The 15,990-nt window shown below is 68.6% G+C and carries 17 protein-coding genes; 5 read left to right on the forward strand and 12 right to left on the reverse strand.

Annotated elements, in window-relative coordinates; translation table 11 throughout:
- Positions 1 to 24: 24 nt before the first annotated feature.
- The 4 genes from IHE47_RS09145 to IHE47_RS09160 form a co-directional block, all read right to left on the reverse strand.
- Entirely contained in the window at positions 25 to 498 is a 474-nt protein-coding gene (locus IHE47_RS09145) for an OsmC family protein (RefSeq protein WP_192105587.1), read from the reverse strand.
- Positions 495 to 1,118, reverse strand: a complete 624-nt coding sequence (locus IHE47_RS09150) for an FMN-binding negative transcriptional regulator (protein ID WP_192105588.1) — start codon at positions 1,116 to 1,118, stop codon at positions 495 to 497. The genes IHE47_RS09145 and IHE47_RS09150 overlap by 4 nt, the downstream gene beginning before the upstream one ends.
- Before the next feature lie 7 nt (positions 1,119 to 1,125).
- Entirely contained in the window at positions 1,126 to 2,133 is a 1,008-nt protein-coding gene (locus tag IHE47_RS09155; RefSeq protein WP_192105589.1) for an N-acetylornithine carbamoyltransferase, read from the reverse strand.
- Positions 2,134 to 2,544: 411 nt separating this feature from the next.
- Entirely contained in the window at positions 2,545 to 3,108 is a 564-nt protein-coding gene (locus tag IHE47_RS09160; protein WP_192105590.1) for a glycine zipper 2TM domain-containing protein, read from the reverse strand.
- A 177-nt stretch (positions 3,109 to 3,285) separates the two neighbouring features.
- Between IHE47_RS09160 and cysS the strand changes: the two genes are divergently transcribed.
- Positions 3,286 to 4,659, forward strand: coding sequence for a cysteine--tRNA ligase (cysS, locus tag IHE47_RS09165; protein ID WP_192105591.1), 1,374 nt, complete (start codon positions 3,286 to 3,288; stop codon positions 4,657 to 4,659).
- A gap of 108 nt (positions 4,660 to 4,767) precedes the next feature.
- Positions 4,768 to 5,217 (forward strand): SufE family protein, encoded by a 450-nt coding sequence (locus IHE47_RS09170; protein ID WP_192105592.1) that lies wholly within the window; start codon positions 4,768 to 4,770, stop codon positions 5,215 to 5,217.
- A gap of 123 nt (positions 5,218 to 5,340) precedes the next feature.
- On the opposite strand, the gene dksA is transcribed toward IHE47_RS09170, so the two are convergent.
- Entirely contained in the window at positions 5,341 to 6,438 is a 1,098-nt protein-coding gene (gene dksA / locus IHE47_RS09175; protein WP_192105593.1) for an RNA polymerase-binding protein DksA, read from the reverse strand.
- 117 nt (positions 6,439 to 6,555) lie between these two features.
- Here dksA and yidD point away from each other — a divergent pair, with 117 nt between their 5' ends.
- Entirely contained in the window at positions 6,556 to 6,855 is a 300-nt protein-coding gene (yidD, locus tag IHE47_RS09180) for a membrane protein insertion efficiency factor YidD (protein ID WP_192105594.1), read from the forward strand.
- A 50-nt stretch (positions 6,856 to 6,905) separates the two neighbouring features.
- Here yidD and folE2 read toward each other — a convergent pair whose 3' ends face one another.
- The 7 genes from folE2 to efp form a co-directional block, all read right to left on the reverse strand.
- On the reverse strand, positions 6,906 to 7,850 hold the full coding sequence (gene folE2 / locus IHE47_RS09185) for a GTP cyclohydrolase FolE2 (protein ID WP_192105595.1): 945 nt from the start codon (positions 7,848 to 7,850) through the stop codon (positions 6,906 to 6,908).
- A 79-nt stretch (positions 7,851 to 7,929) separates the two neighbouring features.
- Positions 7,930 to 8,784, reverse strand: coding sequence for a squalene/phytoene synthase family protein (locus IHE47_RS09190; RefSeq protein WP_343227465.1), 855 nt, complete (start codon positions 8,782 to 8,784; stop codon positions 7,930 to 7,932).
- A complete protein-coding gene (gene gph, locus IHE47_RS09195) occupies positions 8,781 to 9,455 on the reverse strand; it encodes a phosphoglycolate phosphatase (RefSeq protein ID WP_192105596.1) in 675 nt (224 codons plus the stop codon). Before gph ends, IHE47_RS09190 begins: the two co-directional genes overlap by 4 nt.
- On the reverse strand, positions 9,452 to 10,156 hold the full coding sequence (gene ubiG / locus IHE47_RS09200) for a bifunctional 2-polyprenyl-6-hydroxyphenol methylase/3-demethylubiquinol 3-O-methyltransferase UbiG (RefSeq protein WP_192105597.1): 705 nt from the start codon (positions 10,154 to 10,156) through the stop codon (positions 9,452 to 9,454). The genes gph and ubiG overlap by 4 nt, the downstream gene beginning before the upstream one ends.
- 93 nt (positions 10,157 to 10,249) lie before the next feature.
- A complete protein-coding gene (locus IHE47_RS09205; RefSeq protein ID WP_192105598.1) occupies positions 10,250 to 10,501 on the reverse strand; it encodes a YciI family protein in 252 nt (83 codons plus the stop codon).
- 44 nt (positions 10,502 to 10,545) lie between these two features.
- On the reverse strand, positions 10,546 to 11,877 hold the full coding sequence (locus IHE47_RS09210) for a TRZ/ATZ family hydrolase (RefSeq protein ID WP_192105599.1): 1,332 nt from the start codon (positions 11,875 to 11,877) through the stop codon (positions 10,546 to 10,548).
- Between the two features lie 221 nt (positions 11,878 to 12,098).
- Positions 12,099 to 12,668: an elongation factor P gene (gene efp / locus IHE47_RS09215; RefSeq protein WP_192105600.1), complete on the reverse strand. Its 570-nt coding sequence runs from the start codon at positions 12,666 to 12,668 to the stop codon at positions 12,099 to 12,101.
- Positions 12,669 to 12,776: 108 nt separating this feature from the next.
- Between efp and epmB the strand changes: the two genes are divergently transcribed.
- Both epmB and IHE47_RS09225 read left to right on the forward strand, forming a co-directional pair.
- A complete protein-coding gene (epmB, locus tag IHE47_RS09220; protein WP_192105601.1) occupies positions 12,777 to 13,799 on the forward strand; it encodes an EF-P beta-lysylation protein EpmB in 1,023 nt (340 codons plus the stop codon).
- A gap of 130 nt (positions 13,800 to 13,929) precedes the next feature.
- Entirely contained in the window at positions 13,930 to 15,972 is a 2,043-nt protein-coding gene (locus tag IHE47_RS09225; RefSeq protein ID WP_192105602.1) for a GGDEF domain-containing phosphodiesterase, read from the forward strand.
- Positions 15,973 to 15,990 lie beyond the last annotated feature (18 nt).

A 15,990-nucleotide genomic window follows, 5' to 3' on the forward strand; every position in this document is an offset into this window, starting at 1 on the left:
TGCGAATCCTGGTCGGGGAAGATGTCAGTTGGAGGAAACGACGATGCGCGGTTCGCAGCGCACCGGGAAATTCACGGAGTTGGCGATGAAGCAGGCGTGGTGCGCAGTCTCGTGCGCGGCCAGCGCCTTGGCGGGGTCGCTGTCGGCGCGGATGGTGACCACCGGGCGCAGCACCACTTCGGTGAAACGGCCGCCGTCACCCTCGGTGGCCATCGTGCCTTCGGCCGCGTCGTCGTAGGCCACGACCACCACGCCGGCCACGGTGGCCATGTGCAGGTAGGACAGCATGTGGCAGGTGGACAACGCGGCCACCAGCATGTCTTCCGGGTTGTATCGGGTGGCGTCGCCGCGGAAGGTCGGATCGGACGAGCCGGCCAGCTCCGGCTTGCCGGGTACGCGGATCAGGTGGTTGCGGCTGTAGTTGCGGTAGCCGTCGGTGCCGGTGCCGCGGTTGCCGGTCCAGAGCACGTCCACGCGATAACGGTGCATGTGGCTCACGGCGCGCCCTCTTCCAGCCTAGCCATCCATTCGGCGAGCGTCGCATCGCCGTCGCTGCCGCGGCGGCGCAGGCCGGCGATCACGCCGAGGCGGTTGCGCTCCGGGTGGTTCTGGCTGAGCTTGAACTTGCCCTCGACCTGCTCGACGGCGATCTCGATGCCGACAATGGCTCGCAGCAGGTTCTCGACGTGGTCATCCGGCGCATCGGCCACGCGCCACGGCTGCGGCTCGGCGGCTTCGTGGTGGTCGGTGAGGCGCTCCAGCAGCGCGCGCAGCCAGGCCGCGTCCTCGACGACCTTCAGGCGGCCACGCACGTGCACCACCGCGTAGTTCCAGGTCGGCACTTCGCGGTGCGTCTCCGCCTTGCTCGGATACCAGTTCGGGCTGACGTAGCCCTGCGGCCCCTGGAAGATCGCCAGCACCTCGGCGCCGCCCATCTTCGCCAGTTCATTGCCGCGTGCGACGTGGCCGTGCAGCGCACCGTCCACCAGCTCCAGCGGAAAATGATTGGCGACGACACCATCCGCCGCGTTCGCCACCACGGTGGCGAACGGGTAGTCGCGGATCAACCCGTGCAGGGCTTCCGCGCGCGTCTCGACGAACGACTTGGGCGTGTACATGGCGAGCTCAGCGCTGGCCGACCAGCGACGCCATCACCGCCTTCTGCACGTGCAGGCGGTTCTCGGCCTCGTCGATGGCGATGCAGTACGGCGCATCCATCACCGCGTCGGTGGCCTTGACGTTGCGGCGCAGCGGCAGGCAGTGGCTGAACAGGCCGTGGTTGGTCAGCGCCATCTTGGCCTCGTCCACGATGAAGTGCTTGTTGGCTTCGCGGATCGGCTTCTCCTGTTCCCACTTGCCGAAGTACGGCAGCGCCCCCCAGCTTTTGGCGTACACCACGTCGGCGCCGCTGTAGGCCTCCTCGATGTCGTGGCTGACCTTGAGCGAGCCGCCGTTCTGCTCGGCGTTCAGGCGGCCAAACTCCATGTAGCGTTCGTCCAGCACGTATTCCGGCGTGGGGCACAGCAGGGTCACGTCCATGCCCATCTTGGTGGCGATCAGCAACGCGGAGTTGGCCACCGCGGTGTTGAGCGGCTTGGGGTGGTAGGTCCAGGTCAGCACGTACTTCTTCTTCGTGAGGTCGCCCAGGTGTTCGCGCAGCGCCAGCGCATGCGCCAGTTCCTGGCAGGGATGGGTGATCGTCTCCATGTTGATCACCGGCACCGTGGCGTACTTCGCGAACGCCTTGATGACCTTGTCCTCGCGGTCCACCGACCAGTCCTGGAACTTCGGGAAGGCGCGCACGCAGATCAGGTCGGCGTAGCGGCTCAGCACGCGCGCCACCTCGGCGATGTGCTCCTCGGTGTCGCCGTCCATCACCGTGCCCGGTTCGAACTCGATCGGCCATGCATCCTTGCCGGGCGACAGCACCACGGCATGCCCGCCCAGCTGGAACGCGCCCAGCTCGAAGCTGGTGCGCGTGCGCATCGAGGGATTGAAGAACAGCAGCGCCACCGACTTGCCGGCCAGCTGCGCGCCCGCGGGCGAACGCTTGAACGCGGCGGCCTGCTCCAGCAGCGCGTCGATCTCGGCGCGGCTCCAGTCCTGGGTGGTGAGGAAGTGGCGGATGGTCATGGGTGGAATCACTCTTGGTGAACAGTATGGATGGCCGTTTTTTTGCGGATGGCTCCGCGTGAAACAAAACCAGAAACCGGAAACAAAAAAACCCGGCGCGCCGGCCGGGTTTTTCGTCGATACGTGATGCAGCAGCGCGCGACAGCCTACCCGGCCGAATGTTCGTCCAGCGGTCGGCGCGCACGCGACGTCATGCCAGCAGCCATGCGGGCGCTGGTCAGGACATTGGCGGTATAGACGGCTGTGGACATGGAAGTACCAGGCGGGTGAGTCATCATCATGACGGGATTCTCGCTGCCATGCAACATGCCTTTGGAAGTGCGGCCGCGGATGGCTATCCGCGCGATCCTTGCGACCAAGGACGATCACAAAGGCAAAAACGAAGGCGCCGCCCGGAGGCGGCGCTTTCGCTCACTCGGCGGGGGTCACGCTTACCCGCACGCGCAGGCGCTCGCCGGGGTCGTAGCCCAGGCGCGATTCGTAGACTTCGCCGCGATAGCGGTATTCCACGTCGTAGCCCACGATCTGGCGCTGCTCGCGGCCACCGACCATGGTGCAGTTGGTCTGGGTGGTTTCGTAACTGCTGCCCTTGCTGGCAACGCTGTTGCCCACTGCACCACCCGCGACCGCGCCGGCGACCGTGGCGGCGCGGCGGCCGTCGCCCTTGCCGATGGTGCTGCCGAGCACGCCGCCGACCACCGCACCGAGGATGGTGCCGGCCGCGGTGTTGCCCGGGTTCTGCTGCACCACCTGCTGGTTGTAGCACTCCTGGTGCGGCGCGGCCTGCGTGACACCGTAGACCGGATCGACCCGCAGCACGTCGGCCCAGCCGAAATGCGCGCTGTCGTCCTGCGGAGGGCCATACTGCGCGCCGGGCGGCGGCGGTGGCGGTTGCGGCGGGTAATTCGCATCCTGCGCCTGGGCGCCGGTGGCGGCCAGCGCCAACATCAGCGCGGCAACGGGAAACTTGAGCATTGCAGACTCCGGGAATGGTGTTTCAGGCGCAAATCGCCGCATGGCGAATTGCAGCAAAGGGACACTGAATCGCGGCTTAGAATCCCTTGGCTGCGGCACCGTGCCGCCTCCCCCGCTGGCTCCTTGTTAAGATGCGCGGCTGGCCTGCCCCCATGGCCACCGCAGGAAACTCCGACGATGCCGATTTCGCTCTACAGCAGCCTGACCCGCCGCACCGAGACCTTCGTCCCGCTCGATCCGCAGCGGGTGACGATGTACGTGTGCGGGCCTACGGTATACAGCTACGTGCATATCGGCAATGCCCGGGGCCCGGTGGTGTTCGACGTGCTGGCCCGGCTGCTGCGCCGGCACTACCCGAACGTGGTGTACGCCCGCAACATCACCGACGTGGACGACAAGATCAACGCCGCCGCGCTGGAACAGGGCGTGGGCATCGAGACGATCACCGGCCGGTTCACCGCCGCCTACCGCGAGGACATGGCGGCGCTCGGCATCGCCCCGCCGGACGTGGAGCCCTGCGCCACCACGCATATCGGCCCCATCGTCGCGATGATCGAGCGGCTGATCGCCGGCGGCCACGCCTATGTGGCGGAAGGCCACGTGCTGTTCGACGTGGCCAGCTATCCGGACTACGGCACGCTTTCCGGCCGCGACACCGAGGAGCTGATCGCCGGCGCGCGCGTGGAAGTGGCGCCGTACAAAAAGAATCCCGTCGACTTCGTGCTGTGGAAGCCCTCCACGCCCGAACTGCCGGGCTGGGACAGCCCCTGGGGCCGCGGCCGGCCCGGCTGGCACATCGAGTGCTCGGCGATGGCCGGGAAGCACCTGGGCGAGACCATCGACATCCACGCCGGCGGCAACGACCTGTTGTTCCCCCACCACGAGAACGAGATCGCCCAGTCCACCTGCGCCCACGGCGGCAAGACCTTCGCGCGCTGGTGGCTGCACAACGGCATGCTCACCTTCGACGGCAGGAAGATGTCCAAGTCGCTGGGCAACGTGCTGCAGCTGCACGAGATCCTGAAGCACCACCCCGCCGAGGCGCTGCGCCTGCGCCTGATGAGCGGCCACTACCGCCAGCCGCTGGACTGGTCCGACGCCGCCATCGCGCAATCGGTGAACACGCTGGACGGCTGGTACCGCGTGCTGCGCGACCTCGCGCATGTCGCGGTGGACACCGCGCAGCTGCCGGTGCCCGCCGCCATCGAAGCCGCGCTGTGCGACGACCTCAACACCCCGCAGGCGCTGGCCGAGCTGTCCGTGCTGGCCGATGCCGCCCGCGCGCAGGGCACGCCCGTGGCCAAAGCCGCCCTGCTCGGCGGCGGCGCCCTGCTCGGCCTGCTGCAGCAGGACCCCGAGACGTGGTTCAAGCAGGCCGGCGGCAACGAGGTCGATGCCGCCAGGGTGGAAGCCTTGCTGGAGGAGCGCCGCGCCGCGCGCGCCGCGCGCGACTTCGCCCGCGCCGACGCGATCCGCGCCGAGCTCTCCGCCATGGGCGTGACCATCGAGGACGGCGCGCAGGGCACGCGCTGGAGCGTGGCCAAGGCGTGACCGCCATGAAGGAGGCGCATGGCCTGCGCGCAAGCTCACGGCGCGGGCCGCAAGGCGGCGCCGGGCAGGTTCTTAGCGCATCGCCGGCATGCGCGCGATAATGCGCGCATGAACGATATCGCCACGAACACCACCAGCAGCGCTGCCGAGGCGCAGCGCGAGATCGCAGGGGAATTCGCCTACTTCAGCGAATGGAGCGAGCGCTACCAGTACCTGATCGACCTCGGCAGGCAACTCCCGCCCTTCCCCGACGAGTACCGCACCGAGGCGTGGCGCGTGCACGGCTGCCAGTCGATGGTCTGGCTGGTGCCCGGCGGAGACGCGTCGAGGATGCACTTCGCGGCGGCCAGCGACTCGGCCATCGTGTCCGGCCTGATCGCCCTGGTGCTGCGCGTGTATTCCGACCGGCCGGCCGCGGAGATCGTGGCCACGGAGCCGGACTTCATCCAGGCCATCGGCCTCGCCAAGCACCTCTCGCCCACGCGCTCGAACGGACTGGCGGCGATGCTGGCGAAACTGAAGGGCTATGCCGCCGCGGCCGCAAGCCGCGAGGTGTAAGAGCGGACTCCCTTTCGTTCACGCGCACAAAAAGCCCCGCTCGAAGCGGGGCTTTTGTTGAAGAGTCCGGCATGGATGCCGGTTCGATCTTTGCGCTCATGGAGTAGCGCAAAGGAACCGCCATCAATCCCCCATCTGCTTCTGCAGATGCTCGCGACGCTCCTGCGCATCCAGCGACAGCGTGGCGATCGGACGCGCGTCGAGGCGCTCGACGCCGATCTCCTCGTCGGTCTCCTCGCAGTAGCCGTAGCTGCCTTCCTCGATGCGGCGCAAGGCCTTGTCGATCTTGGATATCAGCTTGCGGTAGCGGTCGCGGGTGCGCAGCTCCAGCGAGTTTTCGGTTTCGCGGGTGGCGCGCTCGGCCTCGTCGCCCACGTCGCGCACTTCGTCACGCAGGTTGTCCATGGTCTGGCGCGATTCCTCGACCAGCTGGTCGCGCCAGTCGCGCAGCTTGTTGCGGAAGTAGGCCAGGTGCATCGGGTTCATGTACTCCTCCTTGGAGGAGGGACGGTAACCCTTGGGCAAGGCGATCTGAGTGGTGGCTGGCAAGGCGTAGCGCCCGTCTTCGCGGGTGACGCCGTTGTCGGAATTCTTGTCTGCCTTTTTATTCATTGCGGATGATGCGTTTTTCGATGACTTGTGGGATGCGTTGGCCAGGGTATCTGTGGTACGTGGCAACACCATGGCGGTGGCGCTCGCAACCTTGCCCTTGATCGGCAGGGCGGCGGGCGACGGGGATGTTTTCTTCTCGACAGGCGCCGCCTTGGCCGGTGCGGCCACCGGCTGGGGAGCGGCGGCCTTGACCGGCTTGGCAACGGCGACCGGCTTGGCCGCGGCCTTGTTCGCCACAGGCTTGGCGACCGGCTTCGCCACCTTCTTCGCGACGGACTTGGCGGCGGGCTTGGCTGCCGGCTTCTTGGCCACGGGCTTGGCCGCTTTCTTCGCGACCGGCTTCCCCGGCTTCTTCGCAGCGGGCTTGCCCGCGGGCGACGGCTTCTTGGCCGGGGCCTTCTTCGCCGCGACCTTCTTCGCCTCGGCCTTTTTCGCGACAGGCTTCTTCGCCGCCGGTTTCTTCGCGGCGGGCTTGGCTGCCTTCTTCACGGCGACCTTCTTCGCAGCCGCCTTCGCGCCAGCGGCTTTCGCCTTGGCGGATGCACTGCTGCCTGCGGCCTTCCCCTTCGAAGCCTTGGCGGCGGTCGAACTGCGCGTGGTTTTCGCCATCTTCCTTCACCATTTATTGGCCTTGGCGGCCGGGTGTTATAGCCCATGTACCCTGCACCGGCAAGCCGGCTTCTGGGATACTCGCCCCACTGAATAGCGACAAGTCGTTCCAGCAACGTGAATGCGCCGACCCGTTTCCTGCTGCTCCTGCTGCGCCTCTACAAGCGCTGGCTCAGCCCCCTGATCGGACAGCATTGTCGTTTCTACCCTAGTTGCTCCGATTATGCACGCGGCGCGATCGTGCGCTTCGGCCCCTGGCGCGGCGGCCTGCTCGCCGCGTGGCGGCTGCTGCGCTGCCAGCCGCTGTGCGCGGGGGGCGAGGACCCCGTGCCTGGGCGATTCCACTTCGTGCGCTGCCGGCATCACGAGGAAGCTGGCTCGCCGCCACCTCCCCCGCAAGCGGACGGTGGGAACTGAGACCCTCCCCGGCACGGGACGCCTGTAGACCGGGAACGGACCCGGAGGAATCAAGGCGAGCCGAAGCCGCCCGCCACGCCCTTGCTGGCATAGGCCACCGCGTCATGCGGATGCAGGCTCTCCTGATGCTCCACGCGCACGTGGAAATCGGCGAGGCGTTCGTCGGCGTCGAGCGCAAGCTGGATGCGCCGGGCCGCGTCTTCGCAGAACATCAGGTTGCCGCCGTTGGCGAGCGCGAAGGCCTGTTCGTCCTCGCGCTTCACCGCCGTCTGCACCGGCGTGCCCAAGGCATGTTCCACGCGATCCAGCGTGGCCATGAGGTCGAACGGCACGCCTTCCTTCAGCCGTACCAGCAGCCGCGCCACGCTGCGCTGCGCGTGCGGCGTGGCGACGATGCCGCGCTCGCTGCCCAGCCATGCCAGCACGGCGGCGTGGTCGACCGGCCCGGCCGCGTCGAAGTCACGTGCGAACTGCTCCTGGATCAACTGGCGCGAGAGCGCGGCGGAAGCCGGGCACGTGGAGGAATAGACCACCTCGGTGCCCAGCTCCAGCCGGAACCCCTCCGGCCCGAGGCTCGCCTCGACCGACACGGGGTAACTGCGCCAGCCACTGTGCGCGCTGCGCAGGGCGCTGCGGCGCACCAGCGCGTCGAAACGGATGCTGAGGCGGGCGCGGTCGGACAATTCGCCGTGCGACTCGAGGAAGGCGCGCAGCAGGCCCTCCAGTACCGCCGCGCTGAGCGGCTGCGCGCCCAGGTGATGGTCGACCAGCAGGTACAGCCGCGACATGTGGATGCCGCGCTTGTCGGGCTGCACGAGATTGACGAAGGCGCCGACCTGCGCGCTGGCGCGCTGCACCTCGCCGTCGCCGGCATCGAAGCGCACCGGCACCTCGATGCCGTCCATGCCCACCCAGTCCAGCGCGCCACGCAGATGCGGCTGCGCCTGGGCGGCGACGTCGGGCATCAGGCGGCTGGTGTTCTCGTGGCTGTGCATGGGCGTACTCGTGGCGCGGAGTCGTCTATTTTGGGCCGGTCTGGCGCATTGCAACAGGCGGCAGCGGGAAACGCTGCGTTCAATCGGCCACGGCCGTCCGCCAGCGACGCGCCGCCCGCCATGCGGCAAAGGTGGCGCCGAAACCGCCCTGCCCGCCCTGCTGCAACACGGCCAACGGATCGTCCGCGCCACGCGCGCGGCGCAACAGGCGCCCGGCCTCGCGCGACTCCAGTGCGCGGAACACGCTGAGCGGCCCGGGCAACCGCGCCGCCTCGCGCCAGCCCGACTGCAGGTCGGCCAGTTGTGCCTCGATCGCCTCGTCGCGCGCCGCGCTGCGCTGGCGCAAGGCGCCGCGGGCGAGGCCGTAACGGGCCAGCCGCGCCATCGGCAATGGCAGGCGGTCGCGCTCGGCGTCGTCTTGCAGCCGGCGCAGCGCATGCAACAGATGGGCGAGCGCGGCCACGCGCGCGGCGCGCTCCGCTGCCGCGCCCTCGCCGTACCACCAGGCGGTTTCCAGTGCCGCCAACGCACCGTGCAACGAGCCGGCGGCGGCGACCTGGGCCGGGAAATCCGCCGCCGTGCCCTCTTCCAGTTGCGCCATCGCGGCCAGCACCGGCGCCAGCCAGCGCTCGGTGGCAATGGCATGCGCACGCTCGTCGTCGAACAGCACCTGGGTCAAGGGATGGCGGCCGCCACTGGCGGCGGCGCCGGACAATTCCTCGGCCCACCAGTTGAGCTTGCCCAGCGCCACGTGCGGCTCGCGGATGCCGTAGGCGGCGGCGAGCAGCTCCTGCTCCAGCGCGGCCAGCGCGACGTGGCCCGGGTACTTCGCCGGATCGACGAAGGCCAGCGCCATGCGCTGCGCCGGTTGCACCGCCAGCCACTTGTCGACGTAGCTCTGCAGCGCGCCGTGCGGGATCGCCGGCCCGCTCACGCGGCCACCTGCAATCCCAGCAGTTCGGCCAGCTGGCGCGGGTGGTCGACCACCGCGTCGGCGCCCCAGCCGTCCGGGTCGCCGCCATCGAGGTAACCCCAGCGCACCGCCACCGTGTACAGGCCGGCGGCGCGCCCGGCCTCGACGTCGCGCGCATCGTCGCCCACGAACACGCAGCGCGCGGGTTCGGCCCGGGCATGCTCGCAGGCCAACAATACCGGCTCCGGGTCGGGCTTCTTCACCGGCAGGGTGTCGCCGCAGACCACCGCGCTGGCGCGCAGGTCCCAGTCCATGCGGGCGATCAGCTCCTCGGTGAGGAAGCCGGGCTTGTTGGTGACGATGCCCCAGCGTTGCCCGCGCGCCTCGATGCCTTCCAGCAGCGGCGCGATACCGTCGAACGGCCGCGTATGCGTGGCCAGCATGCCCTGGTAAAGCTCGAGATAGCGCGGCATGCGCGCGAGCAGGGCCGCGTCGTCCTCGTCGAAGGCGCAACGCAGGATCGCGCGGCTGCCGCGCGAGACCACCTCGCGCACCGCGGCGTAGTCCGGCGCGGGGGCGCCGGCTTCCGCGCAATAGGCCACCAGCGCGGCATGCAGGTCCGGCGCGCTGTCGAGCAGGGTGCCGTCGAGGTCGAACAGCACGGCTTCGATATCCGCAGGCAGGGGCTTCACGCCGGCTTCCTTGCGCAGAGGATGTAGTTCACCGCGGTGCGGCGGCTCAGCCACGCCTTGCGGTTGAGCGGGTTGTAGCCCAGGCCGCTGACGTCCTCCAGCTCCAGATCCTCGTTGCGCAGCAGGCGCGCCAGTTCGGAAGGCTTGAGGAACTGCGCGTAGTGGTGGGTGCCGCGCGGCAGCAGGCGCATCACGTATTCCGCCCCCAGGATGGCCGCGCCGAAGGCGGCCGGCGTGCGGTTGAGCGTGGACAGGAACAGGCGCCCGCCCGGCTTGAGCATGGCGGCGAGATCGTGCACCAGGGCCGCGGGATCGGGCACGTGCTCGATCAGCTCCATGCAGCACACGGCGTCGAACGCCTCCGGTTCGGCCGCCGCGAGTTCCGCCGAGGATTGCTTGCGGTAGTCCACGGACAGGCCGGATTCGTGCAGGTGCAAGCGGGCGATGCCGATCACCTTGTCGCCCAGGTCGACGCCGGTGACTTGCGCTCCCGCGCGCGCCAGGGCCTCGCTGAGCAGGCCACCACCGCAGCCCACGTCGGCGACCTTCGCGCCACGCAGGTTCACGCGGGCGGCCACGTAGTCGGCACGCACGGGGTTGAGGTCGTGCAGCGGACGCGATTCGCCGTCCGGGTCCCACCAGCGCGCGGCGAGCTGGTCGAAGCGGGCGATCTCGGCGGGACTGACGTTGGCGCTGGTCATGTTCGAATCCACGGTGGGTCTATGAGTCTATTGAAAAGTACGGCCACGGATGACCGCTTCCTGATCTTCGCGCTCATGGACGAGCGCAAAAGCTCAAACCAGCCATTCATGCACCGTGATGTCCCAGCCGCCGCTGGTGTGCGCGGGATCGCGGTGGGCGATGGCCAGTGCCTCGGCCAGCGATTCGGCACGCAGCAGGTAGGCGCCGCCGCTCTTGTCGCCAAACGGGCCGCTCATCTCGTTGCGCCCCTGCGTGCGCAGTTCGTCAAGGAATTGCCTGTGCAACGGTACCGCGGCCGGATCGAGTTGCGGCCGGCGCACGAGAAGCACGAGATAGCGGTTCATGGCGGAAGCCCGTTGAAAAATACCGCCCGAGACGGGCGCAAGGATCAACTCCTCGCGATGCGTTCGCGCCAGGCGCGCGTGCGGGCAATGATGGCGTCCACGTCCATGCCCACCAGTTCGCGCGCGGCCAGCTTGCGGCGGCCGGCGATCCACACGTCGCTGACCTGGTGGCGCCCCGCGGCATACGCCAGTTGCGAGGCCACATGGTACAGCGGCTGGGTTTCCAGGTCGGACAGCCGCACCGCGGCGAGGTCGGCCTGCTTGCCCGGCTCGATCGAGCCGATCTTCGCGTCCAGTCCCATCGCCTTCGCGCTGCCCAGCGTGGCCGCATGCAACGCGCTGGCGGCATCGAGCGCGGCTGCGTCCTGCGCCACGGCCTTGGCCAGCAGTGCGGCGGTGCGCAGTTCGCCGAACATGTCGAGGTCATTGTTGGACGCGCAGCCGTCGGTGCCGATGGCGAGGTTCACGCCTGCCTTGCGCAGCTTCTCCGCCGGGCAGAAGCCGGAGGCCAGCTTGAGGTTGGATTCCGGGCAGTGCACCACCGACACGCCGGCCTCGGCGCAGGCGGCGATCTCGCCGCCGGTGAGCTGGGTCATGTGCACGGCGATCAGGCGGTCGTTGACCAGGCCCAGCTTCTGCAGTCGCTGGAACGGGCGCAGGCCGCTCTTCCGCTTCTCTTCCTCGACCTCGTGCGCGGTCTCGTGCAGGTGCAGGTGCACCGGGATGTCGAGCTGGTCGGCCAGCACGCGGATGCGCGCGAAGCTTTCGTCGGAGACGGTGTACGGCGCGTGCGGCGCGAACGCGGTGCTGACCAGCGCGTCGCCGCGGAAGCTGTCGTGCACCTCGCTGGCGCGCTCGAAGTATTCGTCCTGCGACTTCGCCCACGCGGTGGGGAACTCGATCACCGGCAGGCCGACCACGGCGCGGAAGCCCAGCTTGCGGTAGGTGGCGCCGATGGCATCGGGGAAGAAGTAGTTCTCGTTGGCGCAGGTGGTGCCACCGCGCAGCATCTCTGCCACCGCCAGTTCCACGCCGTCGCGCACGAATTCCGGGCCGATCACCTTGGCCTCGGCCGGCCAGATGTGCTGCTGCAGCCAGACCATCAGCGGCAGGTCGTCGGCCAGGCCGCGCAGCAGGGTCATCGGGTTGTGCGTGTGGGCGTTGACCAGGCCGGGGATCAGGGCGTGTTCGGGCAGGAACACGGTCTCGCGTGGTGCGTAGGTGGTGCGCGCCTTGGCAATCGGCAACAAGGCGACGATATGGTCACCGCTGATCGCCACCGCATGGTCTTCCAGCACCACGCCATGCGGCTCCACCGGAACGACCCAGCGGGCTTCGATCAGCAGGTCGATGGGTTGGGGCTGGGTATCGCTCATGCAGAACTCCAGTAAGCGGATAAGCGAAGGGCGGCCTACCTTGCGGCGCCGCCCCTCGGCTCGTCGTTTTGCCCGTCATTCCGGCGCAGGCCGGAATCCAGTGACTTTGTGCAGTCGTGCGAAGGGGCTTTGCGTGCTGCGCACGAGTGCTTCACTGGATCCCGGCTTTCGCCGGGATGACGAACCGGCAAAGGCGCGGGCTCAGCCCGCGCGCCGGTTCGTCACTTGCCGACGCGGCTGACGTATTCGCCGGTGCGGGTGTCGACCTTGATGGTTTCGTCCTGGCCCACGAACAGCGGCACGCGCACCACGGCGCCGGTTTCCAGCGTAGCCGGCTTGCCGCCGCCGCCGGAGGTGTCGCCGCGCACGCCGGGGTCGGTCTCGGTGATCTTCAGTTCGACGAAGTTCGGCGCCTGCACCGCGATGATCTCGCCGTTGAACAGGGTTACCACGCACTCTTCCTCGCCCTTCAGCCACTTGGCGGTGTCGCCGATACCTGCCTTGGAGGCCTGGTGCTGCTCGAAGCTCTCCTGGTGCATGAAGTGCCAGAACTCGCCGTCGGAGTACAGGTACTGCATGTCGGTGTCGGTGACGTCGGCGACCTCGAAGCTGTCGCTGGACTTCATCGTCTGCTCGGTGGTGCGGCCGGTCTTCAGGTTGCGGATGAAGATGCGGGTGAACGCCTGGCCCTTGCCGGGCTTGATGAACTCGGCTTCGGTGATGATCCACGGATCGTTGTTGTGAAGGATCTTCATGCCCTTCTTGACGTCGTTGAGACCAGCGGTGGCCATGCGATGAACTCCAAAGGTGAATGGTTCGGGTCCCGAGCGCCCCTCGTGCCGCAACGGCGGCTAAAATGGGCGGTTCGAGGGTCCGGTACGACCCGGACAAGGTCGCACATGATAACCGCAAGCCCCGGCGCACGCATTACAGAGGCTGCCGCCATGCCCGCCGGCGACTGGCGGCAGGCCTGGCGCGAAGCCGTCACCGATGCCGGCGAACTGCTCGCCCTGCTGGGCCTGTCGCCGCTTGCCGTGCGCCTGCCGCCTGCGGATGCCGGCTTCGCCCTGCGCGTGCCGCGCGGCTTCGTGGCCCGCATGCGCCATGGCGATGCGCGGGACCCGCTGCTGCTGCAGGTCCTGCCGCAACTGGCCGAGCTGGACGAGGTGCCGGGCTTCGTCACCGACGCGGTGGGCGACCTCGCCGCCCGCGAGGCGCAGGGCGTGCTGCACAAGTACCACGGCCGCGCCCTGCTGATCGCCAGCGGCAGTTGCGCGATCAACTGCCGCTACTGCTTCCGCCGGCATTTCCCCTATGGCGAGGAAATGGCCGCGGCCGGCCAGTGGCGCAAGGCGCTGGAGCACCTGCGGCAGGATCCCGGCATCGGCGAACTGATCCTCTCCGGCGGCGACCCGCTGGCGCTGTCCACCGCCAAGCTGGAGGAGCTGTCGCGCGGCCTGGCCGACCTCCCGCACGTCGCCCGCCTGCGCATCCACACCCGGCTGCCGGTGGTGCTGCCCGAGCGCATCGACGACGCCTTCACGAACTGGCTCGCTACGCTGCCGCTGCAGAAGGTCGTGGTGCTGCACGCCAACCACGCCAACGAATTCGACGCCAGCGTGGATGCCGCCTGCGCCCGCCTGCGGGACGCCGGCGCCACCTTGCTCAACCAGTCGGTGCTGCTACGCGGAGTGAACGACGACGCCGGCGTGCTGGCCGCGCTGTCCGAGCGCCTGTTCGCCGCCGGCGTGCTGCCGTACTACCTGCACCAGCTCGACCGGGTGCAGGGCGCGGCGCATTTCGAGGTCGACGATGCCCGCGCGCTGGCGCTGCTCGATGCGCTGCGCGCGCGCCTGCCCGGCTACCTCGTGCCGAAACTGGTGCGCGAGGTGGGCGGCGATCCCTCGAAACGCCCGCTGTAGACCCCGTTGCACCCGCGCTCGTTGCATCCACGGCTGGCGGTTCCGGCGCCAATCCGCTAAAACCGCCCATGCGGGTCGTCTCGCGCGGGACGCGAACGACCACCACCAGCTTCTCGCGACGCCGACACCCATGAAAAAAGATTTCGTCATCAAGATCCTCTTCATCGAACACTCGGTCGAAGATGCGGAGCAGATCATCAGCCTGCTGCGCAATACCGGCATCGCGGTGCGTCCGGCGCGCGCCACGGCCGCCGGGCAGGTGCAGACCGCGCTGGCCGAGCTGGAACCGGACCTGGTGATGTTCGACCCCGGCAATGGCGCCATCACCCTGCCCGAGGTGATCCGCATGCTGGATGCGCAGGGCAGCGACTATTCGGTGCTCGGCCTGGTCGGGACCCTGGACAACCAGCAGGTGGCCACCCTGTTCGAGCAGGGCGTGCATGGCATCGTCACGCGCGGCATGCCGGGCCAGTTGCTGGCCGTGCTGCGGCGCGAATTCGACGCCCTGCAGAACCGCCGCATGCTGCGCCGGCTGGAAAGCACCCAGCGCGAACTGGAGCGCCGCTGTGATGCCCTGCTCGACTCGTCCCGCGATGCCATCACCTATGTGCACGAAGGCGTGCACGTGCGCGCCAACCAGGCCTACCTGGAAGCCTTCGGCCACGAGAGCTTCGACGACCTGCTCGGCATGCCCATCCTCGACATGATCGACGCCGCCAGCGTCGACGAATTCAAGAACCTGCTGCGCGGCCATACCCGCCAGGAGAAGCTGCCGAACCAGGTCAGCCTGCGCGCCCGCCGCGCCGACGGCAGCCCGTTCGACGCCACCGTGGAATTCGCCCCGGCCACCTTCGAGGGCGAACCCTGCCTGCAGATCGTGTTCCGCCGCCAGACGATCGACCCGGCCATGCTGGAACAGCTGCAGCGCGACCCGGTCACCGGCCTGTACAACCGCGCCCACATGCTGGAATGCATCGACCATGCGGTGATCGACGCGGCCAAGGGCAAGAAGGGCCAGGCGCTGCTGCTGATCGAGCCGGACAACTGGTCGAGCATGGTCGGCGGCATCGGCCTGGCCAAGGCCGACGAACTGCTGGCCAGCTTTTCCGACCGCGTGCGCATCCTGCTGGGCGCGAACGACACCGCCGGCATGCTGGCCGAACACACGCTGGGCGTGATCCTCGACTCGCGCCCGGACGAGGCCATCCGCGAATGGATCGCCAAGCTGCAGCAGAGCATCGCCGGCGCGATCTTCGACGCCGGCTCGCGCTCGATCACCGCCACCGCCAGCATCGGCGGCAGCCTGCTGGGCGAAAAGAACGCCAATACCGAGCTGCTGCTCAACCAGGCCAGCCAGGCCCTGCGCACGGCACAGAGCCTGGGCAGCAACCAGGCCGACCTGCACGATCCCTCCGCGCGCGAGAAGGCCGACGAGGAACGCGAGCGCTACTGGCTGGACCTGCTGCGCAAGGCGCTGGACGACAAGGGCCTGATGCTCTACCACCAGCACACCATCAGCCTGCAGGACGCCGAGGGCGACTACTCGGAGATCCTGCTGCGCATGGACGGCCCGCAGGGCGAGGTGCTGCCGGGCTTCTTCATGCCGATCGCCGACAAGCACGGCCTCACCGGCGCCATCGACCGCTGGGTGCTCGACCAGGCCATCGCCGCGCTGCAACGGCGCGAGGGCATGGGCCAGCAGACCACGTTCTTCGTCAAGTTCACCGCCGCCTCGCTGCAGGACCCCAGCCTCCTCGACTGGCTGGGCGAACGCCTGGCGCAAGCCGGGCTGAAGCGCGGCCGCCTGGTGCTGGAGATGACCGAGAGCAAGGTGATGACCCTGCTGCGCCCCGCGCAGGAGTTCCTCGCCGGCTGGAAGAAGCTGGGCGGCCGTTTCGCGCTGGAGCAGTTCGGCTCGGGCCTCAACTCGTTCCAGTTGCTCAGCCACATCGACGCGGACTACCTCAAGATCGACCGCAGCTACATGGCCGACCTGCCGAAGTCGCCCGACAACCAGAAAAAGGTCACCGAGATCTGCCAGCAGGCGCGCGAACTGAAGAAGCAGACCATCGCCGAATGGGTCGAGGACGCCACCAGCACCTCGCTGCTGTTCGCCGCTGGCGTGGATTTCGTGCAGGGTAACTTCCTGCAGGTGCCGCAGCGGCTGGATTGAGCCCGGGCAGCCCGGTCC

This window comes from Rhodanobacter sp. DHB23 (assembly GCF_014842975.1).
GTDB lineage: Bacteria > Pseudomonadota > Gammaproteobacteria > Xanthomonadales > Rhodanobacteraceae > Rhodanobacter_A.

Excerpts from the sequence above, each read along its gene's own strand:
- IHE47_RS09150 (WP_192105588.1), bottom strand. The coding sequence starts at position 1,118 with ATGTACACGCCCAAGTCGTTCGTCGAGACGCGCGCGGAAGCCCTGCAC.
- epmB (WP_192105601.1), top strand. The coding sequence starts at position 12,777 with ATGATAACCGCAAGCCCCGGCGCACGCATTACAGAGGCTGCCGCCATG.
- cysS (WP_192105591.1), top strand. The coding sequence starts at position 3,286 with ATGCCGATTTCGCTCTACAGCAGCCTGACCCGCCGCACCGAGACCTTC.
- IHE47_RS09225 (WP_192105602.1), top strand. The coding sequence starts at position 13,930 with ATGAAAAAAGATTTCGTCATCAAGATCCTCTTCATCGAACACTCGGTC.
- IHE47_RS09155 (WP_192105589.1), bottom strand. The coding sequence starts at position 2,133 with ATGACCATCCGCCACTTCCTCACCACCCAGGACTGGAGCCGCGCCGAG.
- IHE47_RS09210 (WP_192105599.1), bottom strand. The coding sequence starts at position 11,877 with ATGAGCGATACCCAGCCCCAACCCATCGACCTGCTGATCGAAGCCCGC.
- folE2 (WP_192105595.1), bottom strand. The coding sequence starts at position 7,850 with ATGCACAGCCACGAGAACACCAGCCGCCTGATGCCCGACGTCGCCGCC.
- ubiG (WP_192105597.1), bottom strand. The coding sequence starts at position 10,156 with ATGACCAGCGCCAACGTCAGTCCCGCCGAGATCGCCCGCTTCGACCAG.
- IHE47_RS09160 (WP_192105590.1), bottom strand. The coding sequence starts at position 3,108 with ATGCTCAAGTTTCCCGTTGCCGCGCTGATGTTGGCGCTGGCCGCCACC.
- efp (WP_192105600.1), bottom strand. The coding sequence starts at position 12,668 with ATGGCCACCGCTGGTCTCAACGACGTCAAGAAGGGCATGAAGATCCTT.
- IHE47_RS09170 (WP_192105592.1), top strand. The coding sequence starts at position 4,768 with ATGAACGATATCGCCACGAACACCACCAGCAGCGCTGCCGAGGCGCAG.
- dksA (WP_192105593.1), bottom strand. The coding sequence starts at position 6,438 with ATGGCGAAAACCACGCGCAGTTCGACCGCCGCCAAGGCTTCGAAGGGG.
- IHE47_RS09205 (WP_192105598.1), bottom strand. The coding sequence starts at position 10,501 with ATGAACCGCTATCTCGTGCTTCTCGTGCGCCGGCCGCAACTCGATCCG.